Below are 19,562 nucleotides of genomic sequence, written 5' to 3'. Positions count from 1 at the left end.
ACCATTCCGGAATGCCGCGTTACGCCATGCCAAAGCGTGCCTTTTCCGAACGGAAAAAGGAAAAGAGGCGTTTTTCAGGTCGCCTCCTTCCCGATTGAAAAGTGTACCGCTCACCGGTTCCGGGAACGCCGGAAGACGAGGGCTCCCAGGCCAAGCATTCCCAGAGATGCGGTAGCCGGTTCCGGAACGGTTTCATAGGATACTTGGATGTTGGCAAGCGTATAGGGGGAGGTGGCGCCGCCCGCGCCGCCGCGCACTCCGGCAACCAGCTTGTATCCTTCCCCCCACGCCAGGGGAGAATCCGCCATGTCCAGGGAAACGGTCGTCGTTCTTGAAGTGGAATCAAAGGTAAAGCTTTCCACGGTGGAAAGGTTCCGGACCAACGTTCCGGCGGAGTCGTAAACCGCCAGCACCATGGTGTAGCTCGTGATGACGGAGGTGGGCGTGTCACAGGAAAAGATGATGGAGGAAACAAGCTCTCCCTGCCGGGGGCCGCCCAGCACCATGGCAAAGGAGTCTCCGGCCACGCCGCTTCTGCCGCACAGGATGATGGAACCGACGTCATCATGGTTGACCCAGGTTCCCTCCCCATTCTGGGGCCAGTTGGCCAGGCTGTTGTTATTGCCTCCCGCATAGACGCCAAATTCACGGCCTTTTACTTTATCCAGCAGCTGGTTTCCCGTTTGCGGCGCCATGGTCGCGGTTTGCGACAGATTGGCTGATTCGGGCAGTTCGGCAATGATGGTAGCAGCATTTGCAGCCAGCACACTGGCGCAACTTATTAATACAGCACAATATCTATTTTTCATAAGTTACACACCATAATAAATTTATTATGGTGTGTCAATTTACATTTAAGAAGAAAAGTCTTTGAATTTTCAGATTTTTCTGAAATCCGGCGCATCTTCTTGAGGTTGAATGGCCGAGCCGTTCCCCGTAATTCGCCGTTGCTGGATTTTTCTTTATAACCCTATTAAAATACCTATTTTACGTGGAATTAAACTTTGGAATAAGGAGAACATGAAATGAAGTTATTTTTCTGCGGAGTTTCCGCAGGTTTTTACAGGAGCCGGGAGGCCCCTGCTGCCGGAAACGGTCTTTCCCCAGCGGGAGCATATGCCTCGCCCTCCCGTTTGCCGGCGCTCTTTTCCGGAAACATTCAATACGCCGGGCCATCCCGGCTTTTTCACCCGTCACCCACGCAGAACAGCCGCTCCGCGGACATGCGCGGAACGGCTGTTCGCACGAGAAAGGAAAGACCGGTTTAACGGATGGCTTCCAGAGCCTGCTTGAGGTCCGCAATGATGTCTTCCGCGGCTTCCGTTCCCACGGAGAACCGGATGAGGTCCGGCCGGACGCCCGCCTCCATGAGCTGCTCATCCGTCAACTGGCGGTGCGTATGGCTGGCGGGATGGAGGACGCAGGTGCGGGAATCCGCCACATGGGTTACGATGGCGGCCAGTTTCAGGCTGTCCATGAACTTGATGGCGCGTTCACGGCCACCCTTGATGCCGAAGGTCACCACGCCGCAGGATTGCCCGTTGCGGAATTGCTTCCGCGCCAGGTCATGGTATTTGTTGGACGGCAGGCCCGGATAGTTGATCCAGGCCACATCCTCCTGCCCTTGCAGGAATTCCGCCACCTTTTGCGCGTTTTCACAGTGCCGCGGCACGCGCAGGTGGAGGGTTTCCAGGCCCAGGTTGAGCAGGAAGGCATTCTGCGGGGATTGAATGGAACCCAGGTCGCGCATGAGCTGGACGGTCGCCTTGGTGATGTAGGCGCCCTTGCCGAAGCTCTTGCTGTAGGAAAGCCCGTGATAGGAAGGGTCCGGCTCCGTCAGGCCCGGGAATTTGTCCCTGTGGGCTTCCCAGTCAAAGTTGCCGCTGTCCACGATCACGCCGCCCACCGCCGCGGCATGGCCGTCCATGTACTTGGTGGTGGAGTGGGTGACGATATCCGCCCCCCATTCAAAGGGGCGGCAGTTGATGGGGGTGGCGAAGGTGTTGTCCACGATCAGGGGGACGCCGTGCGCATGGGCGATGTCCGCCATTTTGCGGATGTCCAGCACGCAGAGCGTGGGGTTGGAAACGGTTTCCGCAAAGAGGGCCTTCGTATTGGGACGGAAGGCTTTGGCGATTTCCTCCGCCGGGGCGTCCTGGTCCACAAAGGTGACCTCAATGCCCATTTTCCGGAACGTGACGGCAAAAAGGTTGTACGTGCCTCCGTAAATGGACGCGGTGCTGACGATGTGGTCCCCCGCCTCGCAGATGTTGAAGACGGCAAAGAAAGAGGCCGCCTGTCCGGAAGAGGTCAGAATGGCGGCCACGCCGCCTTCCAGTTCGGCGATTTTTCTGGCAACCGCCTCATTGGTAGGGTTCTGGAGGCGCGTATAGAAGAATCCGGCTTCCTCCAGATCGAACAGTTTGGCCATTTGTTCGCTGGTTTCATACTTGAACGTGGTGCTCTGGTAAATGGGCAATACGCGGGGTTCACCCTTTCTGGGGGTCCAGCCCGCCTGCACGCACAGGGTTTCCGGTCTCAATTCCTGACTCATGATGCAGGGATGCTATGCCATGCCGCCTCCCTTGTAAAGCAGGGAAAGGAGGCATTTCCAGCCGCTCCCTGCCTCCCCGCCTTCGCGGTTACAATCAGCCGCGTTCAAGTGCCGGGAGGCTCTTGTTCCCAAAGACGGCCTGAGGAATATGCCACCGTATTTGGAGCTTCTTCCGGAGAAGGGAACAGCCTGCGGATTTTACCTGATTTCCGGCAGAGGGGTGGAAATTTCCTCTTCCGTCAGGTAGCAGCCGGGATCGGACCCGTACCAGTGCCCGTTGGCAAATGCGGCGCGCGTGCGGAAGCCACCGCCGCACAAGGCAAAGTGCACACAGCGGCCGCAGCGGCCTTCAATTTTTTTCTGCCGTTCCAGGGGATTGTCGGACCCGCGCAACTCAGGCAGCATCTCCGCCGCGGCCCCCGCCTTGGCGTCCCACAGATCGGAAAACAGGTTGTTCTTCACATTGCCCAGCGTGACGGATTGCCAGAATTGGTCCGGGTGCACCACGCCCTGCGTGTCAATGTTGGCGATGCCGCGGCCGGAGCTGTTCGCCCCGCCGCCGTTCCATTGAAGAAGGTTCAGGGTTTCCTTCGCCAGCGGGGAGCCTTCCCGGAGCTGGCGCAGCAGCAGGTAAATGCCGTCCGCTGGCTGGGTGACGGTCAGCACTTCACGGTTTTTGCCTTCCGCCTTCCATTCCTCCACGCGGGCAATCAGCGTATCCATGGCGTTCCGCGCTTCCTCCTGCGTCAACGTCTGCACTTCCACGCCGCGGCCCGTGGGCACCAGATGGTAGAAGCAGACGCGCTGGATGTCATTGGCGTCAATGAAGTCCAGAATCTGGTCCATGCACTGCACGTTGTTGCGGGTCAGCGTCAGGCGCAGGCCCGTCTTCTGCCCCACTTCACTGCAGAGCTTGAACCCGCGCACCGCCTGTTCAAAGGAGCCTTTCACGCCGCGGAACTTGTCATGAACGGCGCCGATGCCGTCCAGGGAAATGCCCACGTACGCCACGCCCAGTTCCTTGAACCGCGCGGCGGCCTCCGGCGTGATGCGGGTGCCGTTCGTGGAAATGGTCACTTTCAGCCCTTTTCCAGTGGCCCGTTCCAGCAGCTCCATGAAGCGCGGGTGCACCAGCGGCTCCCCGCCGGAGAACAGCAGGGCGTTCACCTTGTAGTCCGCCAGATCGTCAATGACCGCGCAGCACTGGTCCCAATCCAGCTCCCCTTCAAATTTCCGGGCGGAGGCGTCCGCATAGCAATGCACGCACTTGAGGTTGCAGGTGCGCGTGATGTTCCAGACCACAATGGGCTTGCGGACGCGGGACGAAGCCGGAGCGCAGGATTCCACGGCGCCTCCCGCGGAGCGGCCGTGCCCGTGGCCCTGCCCGTATCTCAAATGGTCCGCGGGCTGTTCCGCCCCTGTCCAAAGTCTGGTAATGTTAATCATGGTGTTGTGAAAGCCTGGGCTGGTAGGGGCAGAGGTTGTCTTCCGCCATCATGTCTCCGTAAACGGCATAGGCGCGGGAACGGGAGCCGCCGCAGACGGTGCGGTACTCGCACCGGCCGCATTTGCCTTCCAGTGCATTGTCATCCCGGAGTTTGAGGAAAAGGGGGTGCGTGCGGTAGATTTCCCCCGGATCATCCGTCCGCACGTTTCCCGCCGTAACGGGCAGGAATCCGGAAGGCTGGATTTCCCCGGTATGGGAGATGAACATGATGCCCTTGCCGTCCCGGGTGGGAACGGCGCGGCGCGCGGGCTTGCTCCCCTGCGCGCGGGCTTCCTGAAGCGCCACGCGGCGGTAATGGTGCCCTTCCGTGGTCTTGACGCCGAAGGGGACTTCACGGCTTACCTTGCTGAGTTTTTCCCAAACGGCCTCCACTTCTTCCGCCGTGGGCATTTCATCCATGGCGGCCCGGCCCGTAGGCACCAGCAGGAACACGCTCCACATGCCCGGCTGCATCTTCTTCATCAGCTCCACAAAGTCGTCAAACTCGCCCAGGGTGCTCTTGGTGATGGTGGTGTTGATTTGCAGGTGCATCCCCGCTTCCTTCGCCATTTCCGCCGCGCGCAGGGTCCGTTCATACGTGTGGGGAACGCCGCGGAAGGCGTCATGGGTGGCCTCATGCGCCCCGTCCAGGCTCAGGGACATGCTTTGAACCCCCGCCTCCTTCAAGGCATGGAAGTCCGCATGCAGCAGCCGGGCGGTAGCGGCGGGGCTCAATGCCACATGCAGCCCCTTGCCGGCCGCCGCGCGGATCAATTCCAGAATGTCCGGCCTCATGACGGGGTCCCCGCCCGTCAGCACCAGCATGGGAGGGCGCAGCTCCGCCAATTGGTCAATCAGGCGCAGGGCTTCCTCATGGGTCAGTTCATCAGGATGGGGCCGCGGCTGGGCTACGGCGCGGCAATGCTTGCACGCCAGCGCGCAGGCGCGCGTCACTTCCCAGAAAACCAGGAAGGGGCGTTCATTGAGATCTGTTTCACTAAAAATCGGTCGCATTCCTCAGGACAGCCACTTTAGAACAATTATAATTTTTGACCAGTCCAAAAGAGGGGCATTCCCCCAAAAAGTTCACTTGGCCGCCTCTTCACGGATTTTCTGAACTTCCTTGGGCAGTTCGGAAAGGGAATTGAGGGCCTCCTTCAAATTCCTGGAGGCATCCGGAGAGAGCATGATGGCCGTCACATGCTTGACGATGGGCTGCATCATTTCCACAAGCTGCTGCTGCACTCCCGTCAGCTTGGCCTGCTGGTTGCGGGTGAGGGGCGGCAGGGCGGCCTGTTTCTTGGCGATGTCCAGCAGGGCGGCCCGGTAATGCCCTATCTGGTCCACAGCGGCCTTGCTGGTTTCCTCATCCTTCACCCTGGACAGGGATTCATCCAGGTTTTTGACTTCATCCACGGTTTTTGCCAGCAGGGTTTCATGCGTGTTGCCCTCCGCATCCTTCGGGAACGGCTCCGCCTGCGCGGCCTTGTCCCGGGAAGCCTGCGCCAGTTCCGTCTGCACGGACTGCAAATCCATCAGGGCCTTCTGCAAATCGGGCGTGAGCAGACCTTCCTTTTTCAAGCGCGCAAGGGATTTCACCAATTCACCGGAAATTTTCTGCACTTCCGTCATCTGGGCGGAAATCTGCGCCTGCTCCTGCGGCGTGGCGCCGGGAAGTTCAAGCTGCCTTTTTCCGAGGTCCACCAGCTTTTCACGCACCTTTTTGACCGTTTTCACGGCGTCCGCCGCTCCGGGCTCGTCCGTCACCTTGTCCAGCGCCGCCGTAATTTCATGCATGCTGGCAACGCTCTCCTTGGTCAGGGAAAGATGGGTGTCCTGGGCAAATGCGGGGGCCGTCATGCAGACGGCAGCGCCCAGGCCGATGAAAGCAACTGTTTTATTCATGATATGGAAGCCGTTTCGTCACGGAAAGATACTTCTTCCTTCATCTCCCGTCAATCGTGACGGTCGTCACGAAGGACAACCCCTTCTTTTCTACATACGGTCAGTGGCAGGCAAGCACTCTTTCATGCCTTTGTAAAAGCCATTTCCCCGCTTGGGCAGGGCTCTCTTTTCACCTGCAAACGCTACAGAGATGATAGGGACTCAACCACTAATTAATACGATATGGCTCAATTAACAATACAACAATTTCTAGGATACAACCCCGACGATAGAGGTCGCTTCATCGATCATATGGCCCGGTTCGGACAACACGTTGATACCGTTCTCGGCAGTGTCGCCAGGACTGATTACCCCTGGGATATTCCCGGCGGCTGGGAGGGCTGGTTCCAGGTTGAATTTGCCACGTACCTCACCATGAACAATATTGATCATGAACGGGAAAACGGTATCCAGGGATACGGAACGCCTGATTTCCTTTTTTCAAATGGCCCTTATCTTGCCCCCATTGAAATCAAATGCCATCATCCGGGCAGCAATATTACGCAAGATGCATTAGCGGATGTGGCTAAACTACAACAATCCGGGATGAATTCCGGACTCGTCATCGCTGTTACTCCCAGTGGACCACCCAATGGGAGTTTCCACCATGCCCATACCCTTACCGGAACCGTGGGTGGAGTCAATCCTCCCAATATGGAAATTTACTACTGCGGGCAATAAGGCTTTACCACATTAAAAAGGGCTGTCTGCTCCATTGCAGACAGCCCTTTTGAAATTTTTAACAGCCGGATTTTAGTCGCGCTGCTGGCGGGAGTACTTGTAGTAGCTCTGGAAGCTGAGTTCCGCAGGGAATTCGCTCAGGCCGCCGTTGGGATTGTATTCCTTAAGGCCGCTCATGCCGCAACGTCCCTGATAGGGGGGCTTGTACGTGCACTTGTAGGTGGGAGCCCAGAACGTGACAAGTTCATAGATGCCGTAGCCCATGCGTTCAAGCATGGTGGCGGTGCCATCAACAATGCCCACGGAAAAACCGGCATAGTCACCTTCGCGGCTCGTCCAGTTGATGATTCCCAGGGGAATTTCTTCAACGGAGTAAATGATGTTGGCGATGGCGCGGCCCAGCTTGCGGGTGGGGGTGTATTCGGAAGCGGGTGGAGCCTGAATGTCCGCACTGGCGACACCGATGGCGCCGGCGGCAAAAAGAGCTGAGATGATGGCACGTTTCATACTGATTGTTTATATAGTATAATTTGTCGAGGGAAAGCAACTCAAAAAAACAAAAAATCAATCTAATTCCGGGCGGGGGTCCCGCGTCATGAGCTCCACAAGCGCTTCCATGGGCGGCTTGGATTCATAAAGAACGGAATAGACGGCGTCAATCAGCGGCGTCCTCACTCCCAGCTTCCGCGCAATTTCATAGACGGAGAGCGTGTTGGGCACCCCTTCCGCCACCATGCCCAGGGCGTCCAGAATTTCCTGGAGGCTTTTTCCTTCCGCCAGCCTCCGCCCCACCGTCTGGTTGCGGGAGTGGCGGGAATAGCAGGTGACGATGAGATCGCCCACGCCGGAAAGGCCCATGAAGGTTTCCCTGCGGCCTCCGCTGGCTACGCCGATGCGCGTCATTTCCGCCAGGCCGCGGGTCAGCAGGGCGGCCTGGGCGTTATCTCCCAGGTTCAGCCCCTCGCACAGTCCGGCCCCGATGGCAAAGACGTTCTTGATGGTTCCCCCCAGCTGCATGCCGATGATGTCCGTAGCGGAATAAACGCGGAAGGTCTTGGAGGCGAATATCTGCTGCACCCAGTCCGCATATTTCGGATCCTCAAACCCGATCAGGGAGGCGGACGGGAGGCCCAGGCAGATGTCTTCCGCATGGTTGGGGCCGGAGAGCACGCCTATGGGATTGGAGGGCAGATATTCCTGAAGGATTTCCGTCATTCTTTTATGGGAGCCCTGTTCAATGCCCTTGGTGCAGGAGACGATGACGGCGTCCGGCCTCACCGGCAGGTCACGCAGCCGCTGCGCTACGGAACGCATGGCTACGGAAGGCACCACCACCACGATGAGCTCCGCGTCCTTCACCTGGTCCAGGTCGCAAGTGGGATGGATGTTGGGGGCCAGGGGCGCGGCGGTTTCCGACAGGACCGGGCTGCGCCTGGTTTCAGCAAGCTGCCGGGCCTGCGCTTCTTCCGGCGTCCACAGGACGACTTCACATTCCCGGGTCGCCAGGACCATGGAGAGGGCCGTACCCCAGGAACCGGCGCCGATGACTGCTATTTTATGTAACCGATTCATCATCTTACTTGGACTTTTTGGAATAGAAGGAGTGTTCCGTTCCGTTGAGGAGCCTCACGATGTTGGAACGGTGCTTGAGAATGACCAGAGCCCCCACCACCGTGAAAAAGGCAATGTAAAGTATCTGGGGAGAAACGGCCCCGCCCTGGCAAAGCGGGTAGAACCACCATCCGGCGGCGATCATCGCCACGGCAGCCACCAGGCTGGCCAGCGACACGATGCCGGAGATTCCCATGAATACCAGCCACGCGCCCAGGGCCACGCAGGCCACCACCGGATTGAGGGCAAACAAGACGCCCGCAGTCGTCGCCACGCCCTTTCCGCCCCTGAACCCAAGGAAACAGGTATAGGTATGGCCGAGCACCACGGCGAAACAGACGAGGACGACTACGGCGTTGAAGTCCCAGCCGCCCGCATCCCCCGTCAGGAACGGCAGCCAGTTCAGGGCGCCGAACACGGGCACGAACCCCTTTAAAAAATCCAGCGCAAAAACGGAGAGGCCCCACTTCCAGCCCAGCACGCGCCATGCATTGGTAGCGCCTATGTTGCAGGAACCCTCCCGCCTCAGGTCAAGGCCCCTGATCCTGCCGGCAAGGTAGCCGAACGGAACCGCTCCAACCAGGTAGGAGGCTGCAATATAGAGAACTATCCAGGCAATCATGTCGTGCGGAGGGTATTCTACCCCCCCGCCCGTCAAATGACAATGGGGAAATCGTCTCCGGGACGCTTCTTTCCGGCGGCCTGCTCCCGCGGAACAGCGGAACGTTCAACGGCCTTCCCCGGCACCGGATTTCCAGAAGGCTTCCTGCACCGCCCCCGTCCGGAGGAAAGGCCCTCTTTTAAAAAGCGACGCAGTAAAAACGGCACAGGCTCGCCCCGCGCTCGTGGGGAAGATGCCCCCGGTCTTATTTTTCCTTTTCCGGAACGGGTTTATTTACCGTCCGTGCAGGGTTTCCGCATCACGGCGGCCCAGACGGAGGCATTGTCCTGCTGCGGTTCCAGCATGTCCTTCACCTGCTCCATGATGGTTCCCACCAGCTCCCGGCTGGAACAGTCCCTGGCCTTTTGGAGAGCCAGGAAAGAAGGCTCCCTCAGCAGTTCGCTCCAGACCTGCAAGCCGTCCGAGCAGGCCAGCACCGCATCCCCCGGATGCAGAAGCAGGGGCATGGCGCTGATGTCCACCAGTTCCATGGGCCCCCCCATGACGGCGGACCGCAGAACGCAGCGCTGGCGCAGAGCGCCCTGGAGGGACATTTCCCCCTTCCGGTAGAGGCAATCCGCAATGGGCCTCATGGAGTGGTCTTCATTCAGGCGGTCCATGCGGAAGCTGTCCGCTCCGCTCCATAAGTAAAGGGGGGAATCCCCCACGCTGATCCACCACAGGGAACGGTCACGGATGAAGACGGCCAGCAGCGTGGTTCCGGATTCCTCCGGCTCCTTCTGGATGGCGGCCAGCGCCCGGTTGGCGGCATGCAGGGCTTCCGTCAGACGCTCCGGAATATCCTCCACGCCGCTTTCCGCAAATACTGCGGCAAATTCCTGCGCCACCACGCAGGAGGCGCAGTCTCCGCGGAGATGGCCCCCCATGCCGTCGCACACGATGCCCAGCATCCCGCCGGCGGCGGGAAGGCTTTTAACCACGTCTTCCTGCTCACGGCGTTTGCCGATCCATTGGGCGGAAGCGCAGTCCAGGGTATCCGGGGTGGGGGGGGCCATGCGGCTGGGGGGCTGAATTAACTGTCCTTCCGTTTCAGTTGCGGGAAGAGCAGGACGTCGCGGATGGAAGAGGCGCCCGTCAGCATCATGATGACGCGGTCAATGCCGATGCCGATGCCGCCTGCGGAGGGCATGCCGTATTCCAGCGTTTCAATGAAGTCGTAGTCCACGCGCTGGGTTTCCCCGGCGGCCTGGTGTTCCAGGCGCTCTTTCTGCACGTCCGGATCGTTCAGCTCCGAGTAACCGGGGGAAATTTCCTGCCCGTTGATTACCAGTTCATACACGTCCACCACGTCCGGGTTTTCTTTGTTCAGCTTGGCGAGGGGAACCAGGTCCTTGGCCACATGGGTGACGAAGCAGGGATTCATGGTTTTTTCCTCCACCAGCTTTTCATAAACCTGCTGGGAAACGTCCACATCCTTCATGTCCGGGCTGATTTCCACATCCAGCTCCTCACAGCGGGCGCGGCGCGCCTCGGGAGAAATGTCAAACCAGTCCTGCCCGGCCACGGCGCGGATCAGGTCCTGGTAGTCGGCGCGCTTCCAGGGGCGGCTGAGGTCGATCGTGTAAAGCACGTTGCCTTCTGCATCCTTGTGGTCTATCTGGAGGCCTCCGCAGAATTTTTCCGCCAGGTGGCAGATGAGTTCTTCCACCATGTTCGCCATGGTTTCAAAATCCCCGCAGGCGCAGTAGGCTTCCAGCATCGTGAATTCCGGATTGTGGCGGCGGTCGATGCCTTCATTACGGAAGCTGCGGTTGAGTTCAAAAATCTTGGTGAAGCCGCCTACCATCAGTCGCTTGAGGAAGAGTTCCGGAGCAATGCGCAGCGTCAGCGGCATGTCCAGCGCGTTATGGTACGTTTCAAACGGCTTGGCGGCGGCGCCCCCGGCCACGTCCTGAAGCATGGGGGTTTCCACTTCCAGATAGCCGCGTTCCTGGAGAAAGCGGCGGATTTCCGCAATCATGAGGGAGCGCGTGACGAACAGGGACGCGCTTTCCTCATTGGAAATGAGGTCCAGATGGCGCTTGCGGTAGGTGACCTCCTTGTCCGCCAGGCCATGCCATTTGTCCGGCAGGGGACGGAGGCTCTTGGAAAGAATGGTCAGGCCGGAGACCTTCACGGTGGGTTCTCCGGTACGGGTCAGGAAGGTGGTTCCTTCAATGCCGATCCAGTCTCCGCGGTCCAGGAGCTTCCACAGCTTCCAGGTGGTTTCATCCACTTCATTCCTGTGCAGGAACCCCTGGATTTTGCCACGTACGTCTCCAATGACGAAAAACTGGGATTTGCCCATGTCGCGAATAGCCAGCAGGCGGCCGGCCACGGCTACCTGTTTGTCTTCCTGGAAATCGGCTTTCAATCCGGCGGGGGTGGTGGTCACGTCAAATCTTGCGCCGTAGGGATCAATCCCCAGCTCGCGGATTTTGGCGAGCTTGTCGCGGCGCACGGCAATAAGTTCGGATTCCGTCGTATTCGGATGTGCCTGCTGTTGTTCGGACATAGTGCGGGGATTTTAAAGGCTTGCCTCCGTTTTGGCTAGTGCATTGTCAGGCAGGGGGCATTTTTGGCGGCCTGTCCGGAACCGGGGACCTTTTTGCCCTCCTTTCCGGAGTCCAAGCGCCGGGGGACGCACCCGCGGGGGTGGATGCCCGTCCGCAGCCTCTGTAAAAAGGAGCGGGAGAACCACGCAAGGCACGATATTCAAAGGAATTGAAAAGAAACTGGTCTTATTATTAAAAAATAGCCGCCAAAACCCCACATACGCATAATTGCTTTTACCTTCGGCGTCAGACATGTTATAAATAACTCCGTTAAGGCGCACCTTATTTATCAATTATATACTATCCGTGCAGACTTATGAGTGATCAGACAACCGTAACTTACAGCACGATTGACGCTAACGAAGCCGTAGCCTCCGTAGCCTATCGTTTTTCTGAAGTCATTGCCATTTACCCCATTACACCGTCCTCTCCGATGGGTGAATCAGCCGAAAGCTGGGCCGCTGTCAACCGGAAGAACCTGTGGGGCACCGTTCCCTCCGTGGTGGAAATGCAGAGTGAAGGCGGCGCGGCAGGCACCGTTCACGGCGCCCTCCAGACCGGAGCCATGGCAACTACCTTCACCGCATCCCAGGGCCTCCTGCTGATGATCCCGAACATGTTCAAGATCGCAGGGGAACTGACTCCGGCCGTGTTCCATGTGGCCGCCCGTTCCCTGGCCTACCAGGGCCTCTCCATTTTCGGCGACCACAGCGACGTGATGAGCGCCCGCTCCTGCGGCTGGGCCATGCTGTGCGGCTCCTCCACGCAGGAAGCCGCGGATTTTGCCGCCATTTCCCACGCCGCCACGCTGGAATCCCGCGTTCCGTTCATGAACTTCTTTGACGGCTTCCGCACGTCCCATGAAATCGGCAAGATTGCAGATATCACGGACGATACGCTGAACGGCATGATCAAGCAGGAATGGGCGGACTCCTTCCGCGAACGCGCCCTGACGCCTGACGCTCCCGTGCTGCGCGGCACCGCCCAGAACCCGGACGTTTACTTCCAGGGCCGTGAAACGGTCAACCAATTCTATGAAGCCACCCCCGCCATCGTGCAGAAGGCCATGGACAGGTTTGCGGACCTCACGGGCCGTTCCTACCATCTGGTGGACTACTCCGGCGCCCCGGACGCAGAACGCGTGATCATCCTGATGGGTTCCGGCGCGGAAGCCGTGGAAGAAACGGTGGAAGCCATGATCGCCCGTGAAAACGCCAAGGTGGGCGTGCTCAAGGTGCGCCTGTTCCGCCCCTTCCCCGCCGCGGAACTGATCAAGGCGCTCCCCGCCACGGTCAGGAAGATCGCCGTGCTGGACCGCACCAAGGAACCCGGCTCCCAGGGCGAACCGCTCCACCAGGACGTCATCCAGGCCCTCTTTGACGCCCAAGGCTCCGGCACGCTCCCCTTCACCAACGGCATGCCCAAGGTGGTAGGCGGCCGCTACGGCCTCTCCTCCAAGGAATTCACTCCTGCCATGGTCAAGGGCGTCTATGACAGCCTGGAACAGGACGCTCCCAAGAACCACTTCACCATCGGCATCAACGACGACGTGCTGGGCACCAGCCTTCCGTATGATGAAGATTACTCCACGGAAGCGGACGACGTGACGCGCGCCATGTTCTTCGGCCTCGGTTCCGACGGTACCGTGGGCGCCAACAAGGACGCCATCAAGATCATCGGCCAGCACACGGACCTGTACGTTCAGGGCTACTTCGTGTACGACTCCAAGAAGGCCGGTTCCTCCACCATCTCCCACCTGCGCTTCGGCCCGCGCCCGATCAAGTCCACGTACCTGATCACCAAGGCGAACTTCCTGGCGCTGCACCAGCCCACGCTGCTGAACCTGTTTGACTTCCTGAAGAACGCCGCCAACGGCGCCACCTTCCTGATGAACAGCCCGCACCCCGCGGACAAGCTGTGGGACACGCTGCCCGCCCGCATGCAGCAGCAGATTCTGGACAAGAACCTCAAGCTTTACACGATTGACGCCTTCTCCGTGGCCCGGAAAACGGGCATGGGCGGCCGCATCAACATGATCATGCAGACCTGCTTCTTCAAGCTGGCCGGCGTGATTCCCGCTGATGAAGCCATCGGCTACATCAAGAAAGCCATCGCCAAGACCTACGCCAAGAAGGGCCAGGAAGTGGTGGACAAGAACATCGCCGCCGTGGACGCCACGCTGGAAAACCTCCACCAGGTGGACACCACCGGCAAGACCATCACCGGCCATGCCATTCCGCCCGTCATGTCCGCTGACGCTCCGGACTACGTCCAGAACGTCCTCGGCAAGATGATGTGCGGCGAAGGGGACAGCATCCCCGTCAGCCAGATGCCCGTGGACGGCACGTTCCCGAACGGCACTTCCCAGTACGAAAAGCGCAACCTGGCCCTGGACCTCCCGGAATGGGATCCCGCCCTCTGCATCCAGTGCGGCAAGTGCACGGCCGTTTGCCCGCACGCCGCCATCCGCAGCAAGTTCTTCTCTCCGGACGCCCTCTCCGGCGCGCCGGAAGGCTTTGAATGCCTGGATGCCAAGCATCCGGACTGGAAGGGTGAAAAATTCGTCATCCAGGTCTCCCCGAACGACTGCACGGGCTGCACGCTCTGCTCCGACGTCTGCCCGGCCAAGAGCAAGACGGACCCCACCCACAAGGCCCTGACCATGGTGCCCACCCTGAAGATTCACGACAAGGAGGAAGCCAACTGGGACTTCTTCATGAGCCTTCCGGACGTGGACCGCACCAAGGTAAGGACGGACAACATCCGCTCCATGCAGGTGCTGCGCCCGCTGTTTGAATTCTCCGGCGCCTGCGCCGGCTGCGGTGAAACCCCGTACGTGAAAATGCTCTCCCAGCTCTTCGGCAACCGGCTGGTGGTCGCCAACGCTACGGGCTGCTCCTCCATCTACGGCGGCAACCTGCCCACCACCCCGTGGTCCCATGACTCCGAAGGGCGCGGACCGGCCTGGTCCAACTCCCTGTTTGAAGACAACGCCGAATTCGGCCTTGGCTTCCGCGTCTCCCTGGACAAGCAGATGGAACACGCCATTGAGCTCCTCCATGAAGCCGCCGGCATCGTGGGCCAGGAACTGGTGGACCAGATCCTGACCAACCCGCAGAAGGATGAGGCGGACATCGCGCAGCAGCGTGAAAACGTCGCCGAACTCAAGAAGAGAATCACTGGCAAGCCGGAATGTGCACGCCTCCTGACCATGGCGGACAAACTCGTCCGCAAGAGCGTCTGGATCCTCGGCGGCGACGGCTGGGCCTACGACATCGGCTACGGCGGCCTGGACCACATCCTGGCCAGCGGCAGGAACGTGAAGGTGCTGGTCATGGATACGGAAGTGTACTCCAACACCGGCGGCCAGTGCTCCAAGTCCACCCCGCGCGCTGCCGTGGCCAAGTTCGCCACGACCGGCAAGCCCGGCGTGAAAAAGGACCTGGGCCTCATGGCCATGACCTACGGGAACGTGTACGTGGCTTCCGTCGCCCTCGGCGCGAAGGACGAACATACGCTGAAAGCCTTTGTGGAAGCGGAAGCCTATGACGGCCCCGCCATCATCATCGCCTACTCCCACTGCATCTCTCACGGCATCAACATGGCCAAGGGCCTGCAGCAGCAGAAGGCATGGGTGGATTCCGGCCGCATCCTGCTCTACCGCTACAATCCGGACCTGGCCCTCCAGGGCAAGAATCCGCTGATCGTGGAAGGCAAGGGACCGAAGGGCGACCTTCGCGACGTGCTTCTCAGCGAAAACCGCTTCAAGCTTCTGGCGAAGACCAACAAGGAAGGATTTGAAAAACTCCTTGAAGAAGCCCAGAAGGACGTCTGGCACCGCTGGAACCTGTACCAGAGCATTGCCAACATGGGCGCCGACAAGTCCGCGGAATAAAGCGTACAGCCGCTGAATTTCAACGCCCCTGCACGGTTCGTCCGGCAGGGGCGTTTTTATTCATTCAACAGGAGAGAGCTCTTTTCTGCGCGCCGGATACGGGCGCCTTCCGCGCAGGTTCACAGAACCCTTTTCTTCCACAGCTTCAGTCCCACGGCATGTCCGGCCACAAGACCCGCGCAGGCCGCCAGGCATCCGAGCGCGTCCGTCCACAGCCACCCGTTCTTCCAGTCCCGGAACAGCAGCAGGTGCACCGCCTGCCCCGCGGTGACAGCCGCGAGAAACCACGCCAGAAAGTAGCCGCAGCTCCATGCGCCACGGAACAGCAGAAACCTTTTCAGGGAAGGTCTTTCACATCTGCGGCCTTTCCACGGATTTCCGCACTGGATGAAAATCATCACCAGCTGGAAACAGAAGCACCCCGCAAACAGCAGGGAATCCATGATCAAATACCCCTTCGCGGAAAAGCAATGAGCAGCGTCCGGCTCCACCCCCGGAACGATGGATGACAGCAGAAACAACGCAAGCAAAACAATATTTCCGTACATGGGACTTGTCTGAATGCATCAAGCATAGGTGCAGCCTTTCCTCCCCGCAAGAAATAAACCAATCCCGGCATGCTATCCGCCGGGAAGAAAAACGGTCCCAGGCATCTCCTTCCCCAGGCGCGGCCCGCGTGAAGGAAGAACGCTCCCGGAGCAGGAATACTGCTCAGGACTCCTGGAAATGGTGCATGCCGGAGGAAGAACATACCATTCCGGAAGCCGTATCCGGGAAGTGCACCACATCGGGCATGAAGCGGGTACCGACATCCGGAGAGAGCGCATCCCCTTCTTCAGATTCTTTTCACCCTCCGGAGTACGCACGGCGGCATGGTCCCTGATGATGTAAAATACTTCTTCACTTACTTCATGATAACGGTGGCCGCAGGCAAACTGCACCGGTTGCACTGCCACGAACCCGGGCGCGCATTTGCGCTTCATGGAAGAAAATGGCCTGCTTACGTGGAAAGTACATGCGGAAGTACCTCTTAACTCTGTGCGCGGAATGTACCCATTCTGGCCCCATGTCCCCGCTGGGGAAAGCCTATCAGCAAATGAACACGCCAAGCCCGCAGATCAAGGACATTTCTGTTTTACGGTTCTTCCCCGCCCATGGGACTGCCCGGCGGCGTTTTATCATCTTTCAATGCGGTTTCAGCCGGAGATTGGAATAAGGGACAATTTTTTACCCCTTGGGGATTCTTCACGTTAAGAAACGCATCCATAGCCTGCACGGCTTCTTTCTGATTCCATTTCCGGGATTGCTCAAGGGCAGGACCGGAAATTTTCCTCCATTCTTTTTCCGCCTCTTTTAAAGAAACCGCCTTAAAACATTTCCACTGGGGAGCATCCTGTGTAAGAAGTTCAAAGAGGGACACAACCCAAACCGTTTCAGAGGGCATGTCCTCTGCCAATTTTTCCTGTTCAGGTGATGCAGGCGATTTTGTCTTTTCTTTTACTATTGTTTCAAACGGATCTTCACCCTCGGTTTCCTGGGAAAGAGGCACCCGGCGGCTGCCTGGGGAAAGGGAGCATGTTTCCTTAATGACGCCCGTATTTACATAAACGCTTTCCGTCTGCTCCATGCCGCTTTTCCAGCGGGTTCCATCTTTGGGATTGGTCTCTTCACAGCCGCTCCATTCCAATACCCTGCCATACTGTTCCGTCAGTTCCCATTGCTTCCATCCATAGATAAAGCGATACCTGTTAACATACCTGTCAGGACAAAAATAATAAGCTTCTTCACCACGAAAAACACTGCCGATTTTCTTCCCGTGCAGGCAGAAGGAAGGAACCGTATAAAGATAAGAGTTATCCGCATTGCAGATAAACCTTACATGTTCATCCTGCGGGGGAGGAGTTCCAGCTATTTCAGGGTTCCGGTACAGGAAAATTCTTTCTTTTCCATGGTCTCCCACAAGATCAATTTCCTGCATAAAAACAAGGCCGCCGTTGGGGCCGTCTGAATTCTTTAATGCAGGATTCCAGCCCGTCCATGATTCAATAAGATCGCCCTGTCCGGAAACCTGTTTGCGAATATTCCACTGGAGAAAAGAAGGAAGCTGGGAAAAATGAAGGGAAAAAACAGGCGGCTGCTCTGCCGCCTTTAACAAGGCGGCAGAGCAGCATAAAAAGCATAATCCTGTGATTAAAGCATTCATTCTAAATTTGATTTACCCTGGACAGAACCCTGTCCACATAATCAAAATTATTGCTATTATATCTGGAAATGCACCATTGTCTAGAAGTATTCATCCAGGCGCAGTAGTGGCCGCTTTTTCCGGGATCATAAAGAAAACCGGGGGAGCGCACCTTGGTGCCGGGTTCGTTAATCTGCCGGGAACATTTGGAAGCTCCGTTATATGCCTTAAGCGTGCAAAGCTGGGCGATGGTACAGGCCGTTCCTTCCGCAAATGAATAATCATACGGAACCCCCTGGCCTGGATTGGTATCGGCCGCACGATAAACCGGGAGAGCACTTTCAGGCGCTTCCGCCTGCTGCTGCTGGAGTTGACGGAGCATCCACCTGTGCGCCTCATTGTATTTGACAAGGATGATTTGAAGGGCTGCCTGGATGTTTTTCTGCCAGTTCCATATTTGCTCCCTTGGGATGGCGGTATATATGCCGTCTCCCCCTGCCGTTCCCGTCACTTGAAAAATGCCGTAACCGCCGGCGCCGGCGGTATCCTGGCTATGAAGCGGAATTCCTTCCGCCCCGGGCTCCCTCCGGTACTTGCCGCCTCCGGCCAAAAATTGATTGTACAAGGATGACGGGGCATTACTCCAGGAGAAGGGGTAATAAACCGCCTCGCCGCCATATCCAAATGATTCGCTTTTGCCTACGGCGGGAAGACACCATTCCATGGAGGCCAAAGTATCCGGATACATTTGAAGCACGTAGGACTGAATATACCGGGTGCACATTTGATCGTCCGGATTCTGCCCTCCGATGCGGAAACGATAGATATCCGCTCCTGTATAGGAGGAGTGGCCGTTTTTGGATTTAATTTCAAATTCCAGACTGGCATTTCCTCCAAAAAAGCCTTCATTCACCTCTTCAAGCCAATCCGTATCCTCCGCAATATTCCATAAGGACACTGGCTGTTCTTTCCAATTTTCCTGAATGGAAGGGATATGTACTGTATCTTTATCCAAAACGGCCCGGTTGCGATCCCGGGTTCCGGCAGGGGCATCTGCATATTGGATCGCCGGGCGGCTGTAGCTTACCGTCAGCCTGGTTTTCCAGGAAAAACGCCCGGCATCCAACCCTTTTATTTCAAAATGCAAACTGGGCATTCTAGGACTGCTTTCCTGGCCGGAACCTGTCTCTGCATAATCAATCCATGCAATCGTGTCAGTATTCCTGCCGTCCACATATCCCAGCGCATCGGAATGATCATCTTCCTGCGGTACGACCAATCTTTCCGATACTCCAAACAGCGGAGCCGGAAAAGCCTTCAAGGTGACGGGATGAATATCCACTTCCGTAATCAGAGTTCCAAAAGTTCCGCCTTCCTCACATTCCATGGAGAGCCATATGTCCTCCCTTCCCGTATTGAATTCCTGGGAACGCTTGAGGCGCATCAGCAAGCATCTGTCTCTCCATTCCCCCGGGATAATTTCACCCTCCTTGACATTCAACGAGGCGATTACTTCTCCGGTATTCTGCGACGGGTCTCCCAGCGTGACTTTAACATGGTAACTATTGTTAACCTTGTTGCCATCATCACCGCGCCTGCCCCGGTCCTTCCACGAAATTACATAAAATCCCGCGGCATAATCCGGAGTGTCAAACGAGTCCCTGTCTTCAAAGAACATGATCCTTTGTTTGATGCCTCCGGAAGTTTTGTCAGAATCCAGCTCTGCACATGTAACATGATCACTTTCTACGGACCAGTATTCTATTTTTGTTCCGCGGAGGGCATACCATTTCCGGATTCTGGAAGCACGGTCGGAAGTTCCTTCCGTGGAAGAAATGAATCCATATTTAAATTCGACGCCTTCCGCATATCCCTGATCGTGTTTCTGATTTAATGCTCCCGTTGAACCCATCTTCCCGTTTTCAATCTTTATTTCATGCCGGGAATCACCGTTATTTATTGAAATTGCGTTATTCATTGCATTTAGTATTTT

Annotated in this window: 15 protein-coding genes; 2 read left to right on the top strand and 13 right to left on the bottom strand. The window is 57.7% G+C overall.

Annotation, left to right across the window (positions count from 1 at the left end):
• Window positions 1–110 precede the first annotated feature (110 nt).
• The 5 genes from M8N44_RS10340 to M8N44_RS10320 all read right to left on the bottom strand — a co-directional run bounded on the left by M8N44_RS10340 (window position 111) and on the right by M8N44_RS10320 (window position 5,945).
• Window positions 111–767, bottom strand: coding sequence for a PEP-CTERM sorting domain-containing protein (locus M8N44_RS10340; protein ID WP_180975124.1), 657 nt, complete (start codon window positions 765–767; stop codon window positions 111–113).
• 497 nt (window positions 768–1,264) lie between these two features.
• Window positions 1,265–2,554, bottom strand: coding sequence for an O-acetylhomoserine aminocarboxypropyltransferase/cysteine synthase family protein (locus M8N44_RS10335; RefSeq protein WP_102727892.1), 1,290 nt, complete (start codon window positions 2,552–2,554; stop codon window positions 1,265–1,267).
• 198 nt (window positions 2,555–2,752) lie between these two features.
• Window positions 2,753–4,000 (bottom strand): radical SAM protein, encoded by a 1,248-nt coding sequence (locus M8N44_RS10330; protein ID WP_102727891.1) that lies wholly within the window; start codon window positions 3,998–4,000, stop codon window positions 2,753–2,755.
• Window positions 3,993–5,054 carry a radical SAM protein gene (locus tag M8N44_RS10325; protein WP_102727890.1) on the bottom strand — a complete coding sequence of 354 codons (1,062 nt, stop codon included), beginning with the start codon at window positions 5,052–5,054 and terminating at the stop codon, window positions 3,993–3,995. The genes M8N44_RS10330 and M8N44_RS10325 overlap by 8 nt, the downstream gene beginning before the upstream one ends.
• A gap of 72 nt (window positions 5,055–5,126) precedes the next feature.
• The gene (locus M8N44_RS10320) at window positions 5,127–5,945 is read right to left on the bottom strand and encodes a hypothetical protein (RefSeq protein ID WP_102727889.1); all 819 of its coding nucleotides are present in this window, start codon (window positions 5,943–5,945) and stop codon (window positions 5,127–5,129) included.
• Between the two features lie 222 nt (window positions 5,946–6,167).
• On the opposite strand from M8N44_RS10320, the gene M8N44_RS10315 reads away from it, so the two are divergent.
• Window positions 6,168–6,665: a hypothetical protein gene (locus M8N44_RS10315; RefSeq protein WP_102727888.1), complete on the top strand. Its 498-nt coding sequence runs from the start codon at window positions 6,168–6,170 to the stop codon at window positions 6,663–6,665.
• A 72-nt stretch (window positions 6,666–6,737) separates the two neighbouring features.
• Here M8N44_RS10315 and M8N44_RS10310 read toward each other — a convergent pair whose 3' ends face one another.
• From M8N44_RS10310 to lysS, 5 genes are all read right to left on the bottom strand, one after another.
• Window positions 6,738–7,172, bottom strand: a complete 435-nt coding sequence (locus tag M8N44_RS10310; RefSeq protein WP_102727887.1) for an exosortase system-associated protein, TIGR04073 family — start codon at window positions 7,170–7,172, stop codon at window positions 6,738–6,740.
• Between the two features lie 57 nt (window positions 7,173–7,229).
• A complete protein-coding gene (locus tag M8N44_RS10305; RefSeq protein ID WP_102727252.1) occupies window positions 7,230–8,240 on the bottom strand; it encodes an NAD(P)H-dependent glycerol-3-phosphate dehydrogenase in 1,011 nt (336 codons plus the stop codon).
• A 1-nt stretch (window position 8,241) separates the two neighbouring features.
• Window positions 8,242–8,898, bottom strand: a complete 657-nt coding sequence (gene plsY / locus M8N44_RS10300; protein ID WP_102749476.1) for a glycerol-3-phosphate 1-O-acyltransferase PlsY — start codon at window positions 8,896–8,898, stop codon at window positions 8,242–8,244.
• A 269-nt stretch (window positions 8,899–9,167) separates the two neighbouring features.
• Entirely contained in the window at window positions 9,168–9,953 is a 786-nt protein-coding gene (locus M8N44_RS10295; RefSeq protein ID WP_102727885.1) for a PP2C family protein-serine/threonine phosphatase, read from the bottom strand.
• A gap of 17 nt (window positions 9,954–9,970) precedes the next feature.
• Window positions 9,971–11,452: a lysine--tRNA ligase gene (gene lysS, locus M8N44_RS10290; protein WP_102721685.1), complete on the bottom strand. Its 1,482-nt coding sequence runs from the start codon at window positions 11,450–11,452 to the stop codon at window positions 9,971–9,973.
• 356 nt (window positions 11,453–11,808) lie between these two features.
• Here lysS and nifJ point away from each other — a divergent pair, with 356 nt between their 5' ends.
• Window positions 11,809–15,387 (top strand): pyruvate:ferredoxin (flavodoxin) oxidoreductase, encoded by a 3,579-nt coding sequence (gene nifJ, locus M8N44_RS10285; protein WP_022396109.1) that lies wholly within the window; start codon window positions 11,809–11,811, stop codon window positions 15,385–15,387.
• 119 nt (window positions 15,388–15,506) lie between these two features.
• Here nifJ and M8N44_RS10280 read toward each other — a convergent pair whose 3' ends face one another.
• The 3 genes from M8N44_RS10280 to M8N44_RS10270 form a co-directional block, all read right to left on the bottom strand.
• Window positions 15,507–15,917 carry a hypothetical protein gene (locus M8N44_RS10280; RefSeq protein ID WP_146024326.1) on the bottom strand — a complete coding sequence of 137 codons (411 nt, stop codon included), beginning with the start codon at window positions 15,915–15,917 and terminating at the stop codon, window positions 15,507–15,509.
• Window positions 15,918–16,522: 605 nt separating this feature from the next.
• Complete coding sequence (locus M8N44_RS10275; RefSeq protein ID WP_146021053.1) at window positions 16,523–17,590, bottom strand: hypothetical protein; 1,068 nt, start codon at window positions 17,588–17,590, stop codon at window positions 16,523–16,525.
• A 1-nt stretch (window position 17,591) separates the two neighbouring features.
• Window positions 17,592–19,247 (bottom strand): hypothetical protein, encoded by a 1,656-nt coding sequence (locus M8N44_RS10270; protein WP_146018277.1) that lies wholly within the window; start codon window positions 19,245–19,247, stop codon window positions 17,592–17,594.
• Between the last annotated feature and the right edge of the window lie 315 nt (window positions 19,248–19,562).

Origin of the sequence: Akkermansia massiliensis (assembly GCF_023516715.1) — a bacterium.
Taxonomy (GTDB): domain Bacteria; phylum Verrucomicrobiota; class Verrucomicrobiia; order Verrucomicrobiales; family Akkermansiaceae; genus Akkermansia; species Akkermansia massiliensis.
The sequence above is the reverse complement of the archived record's forward strand: the minus strand, read 5'-3'. Positions and strand labels throughout refer to the sequence as shown.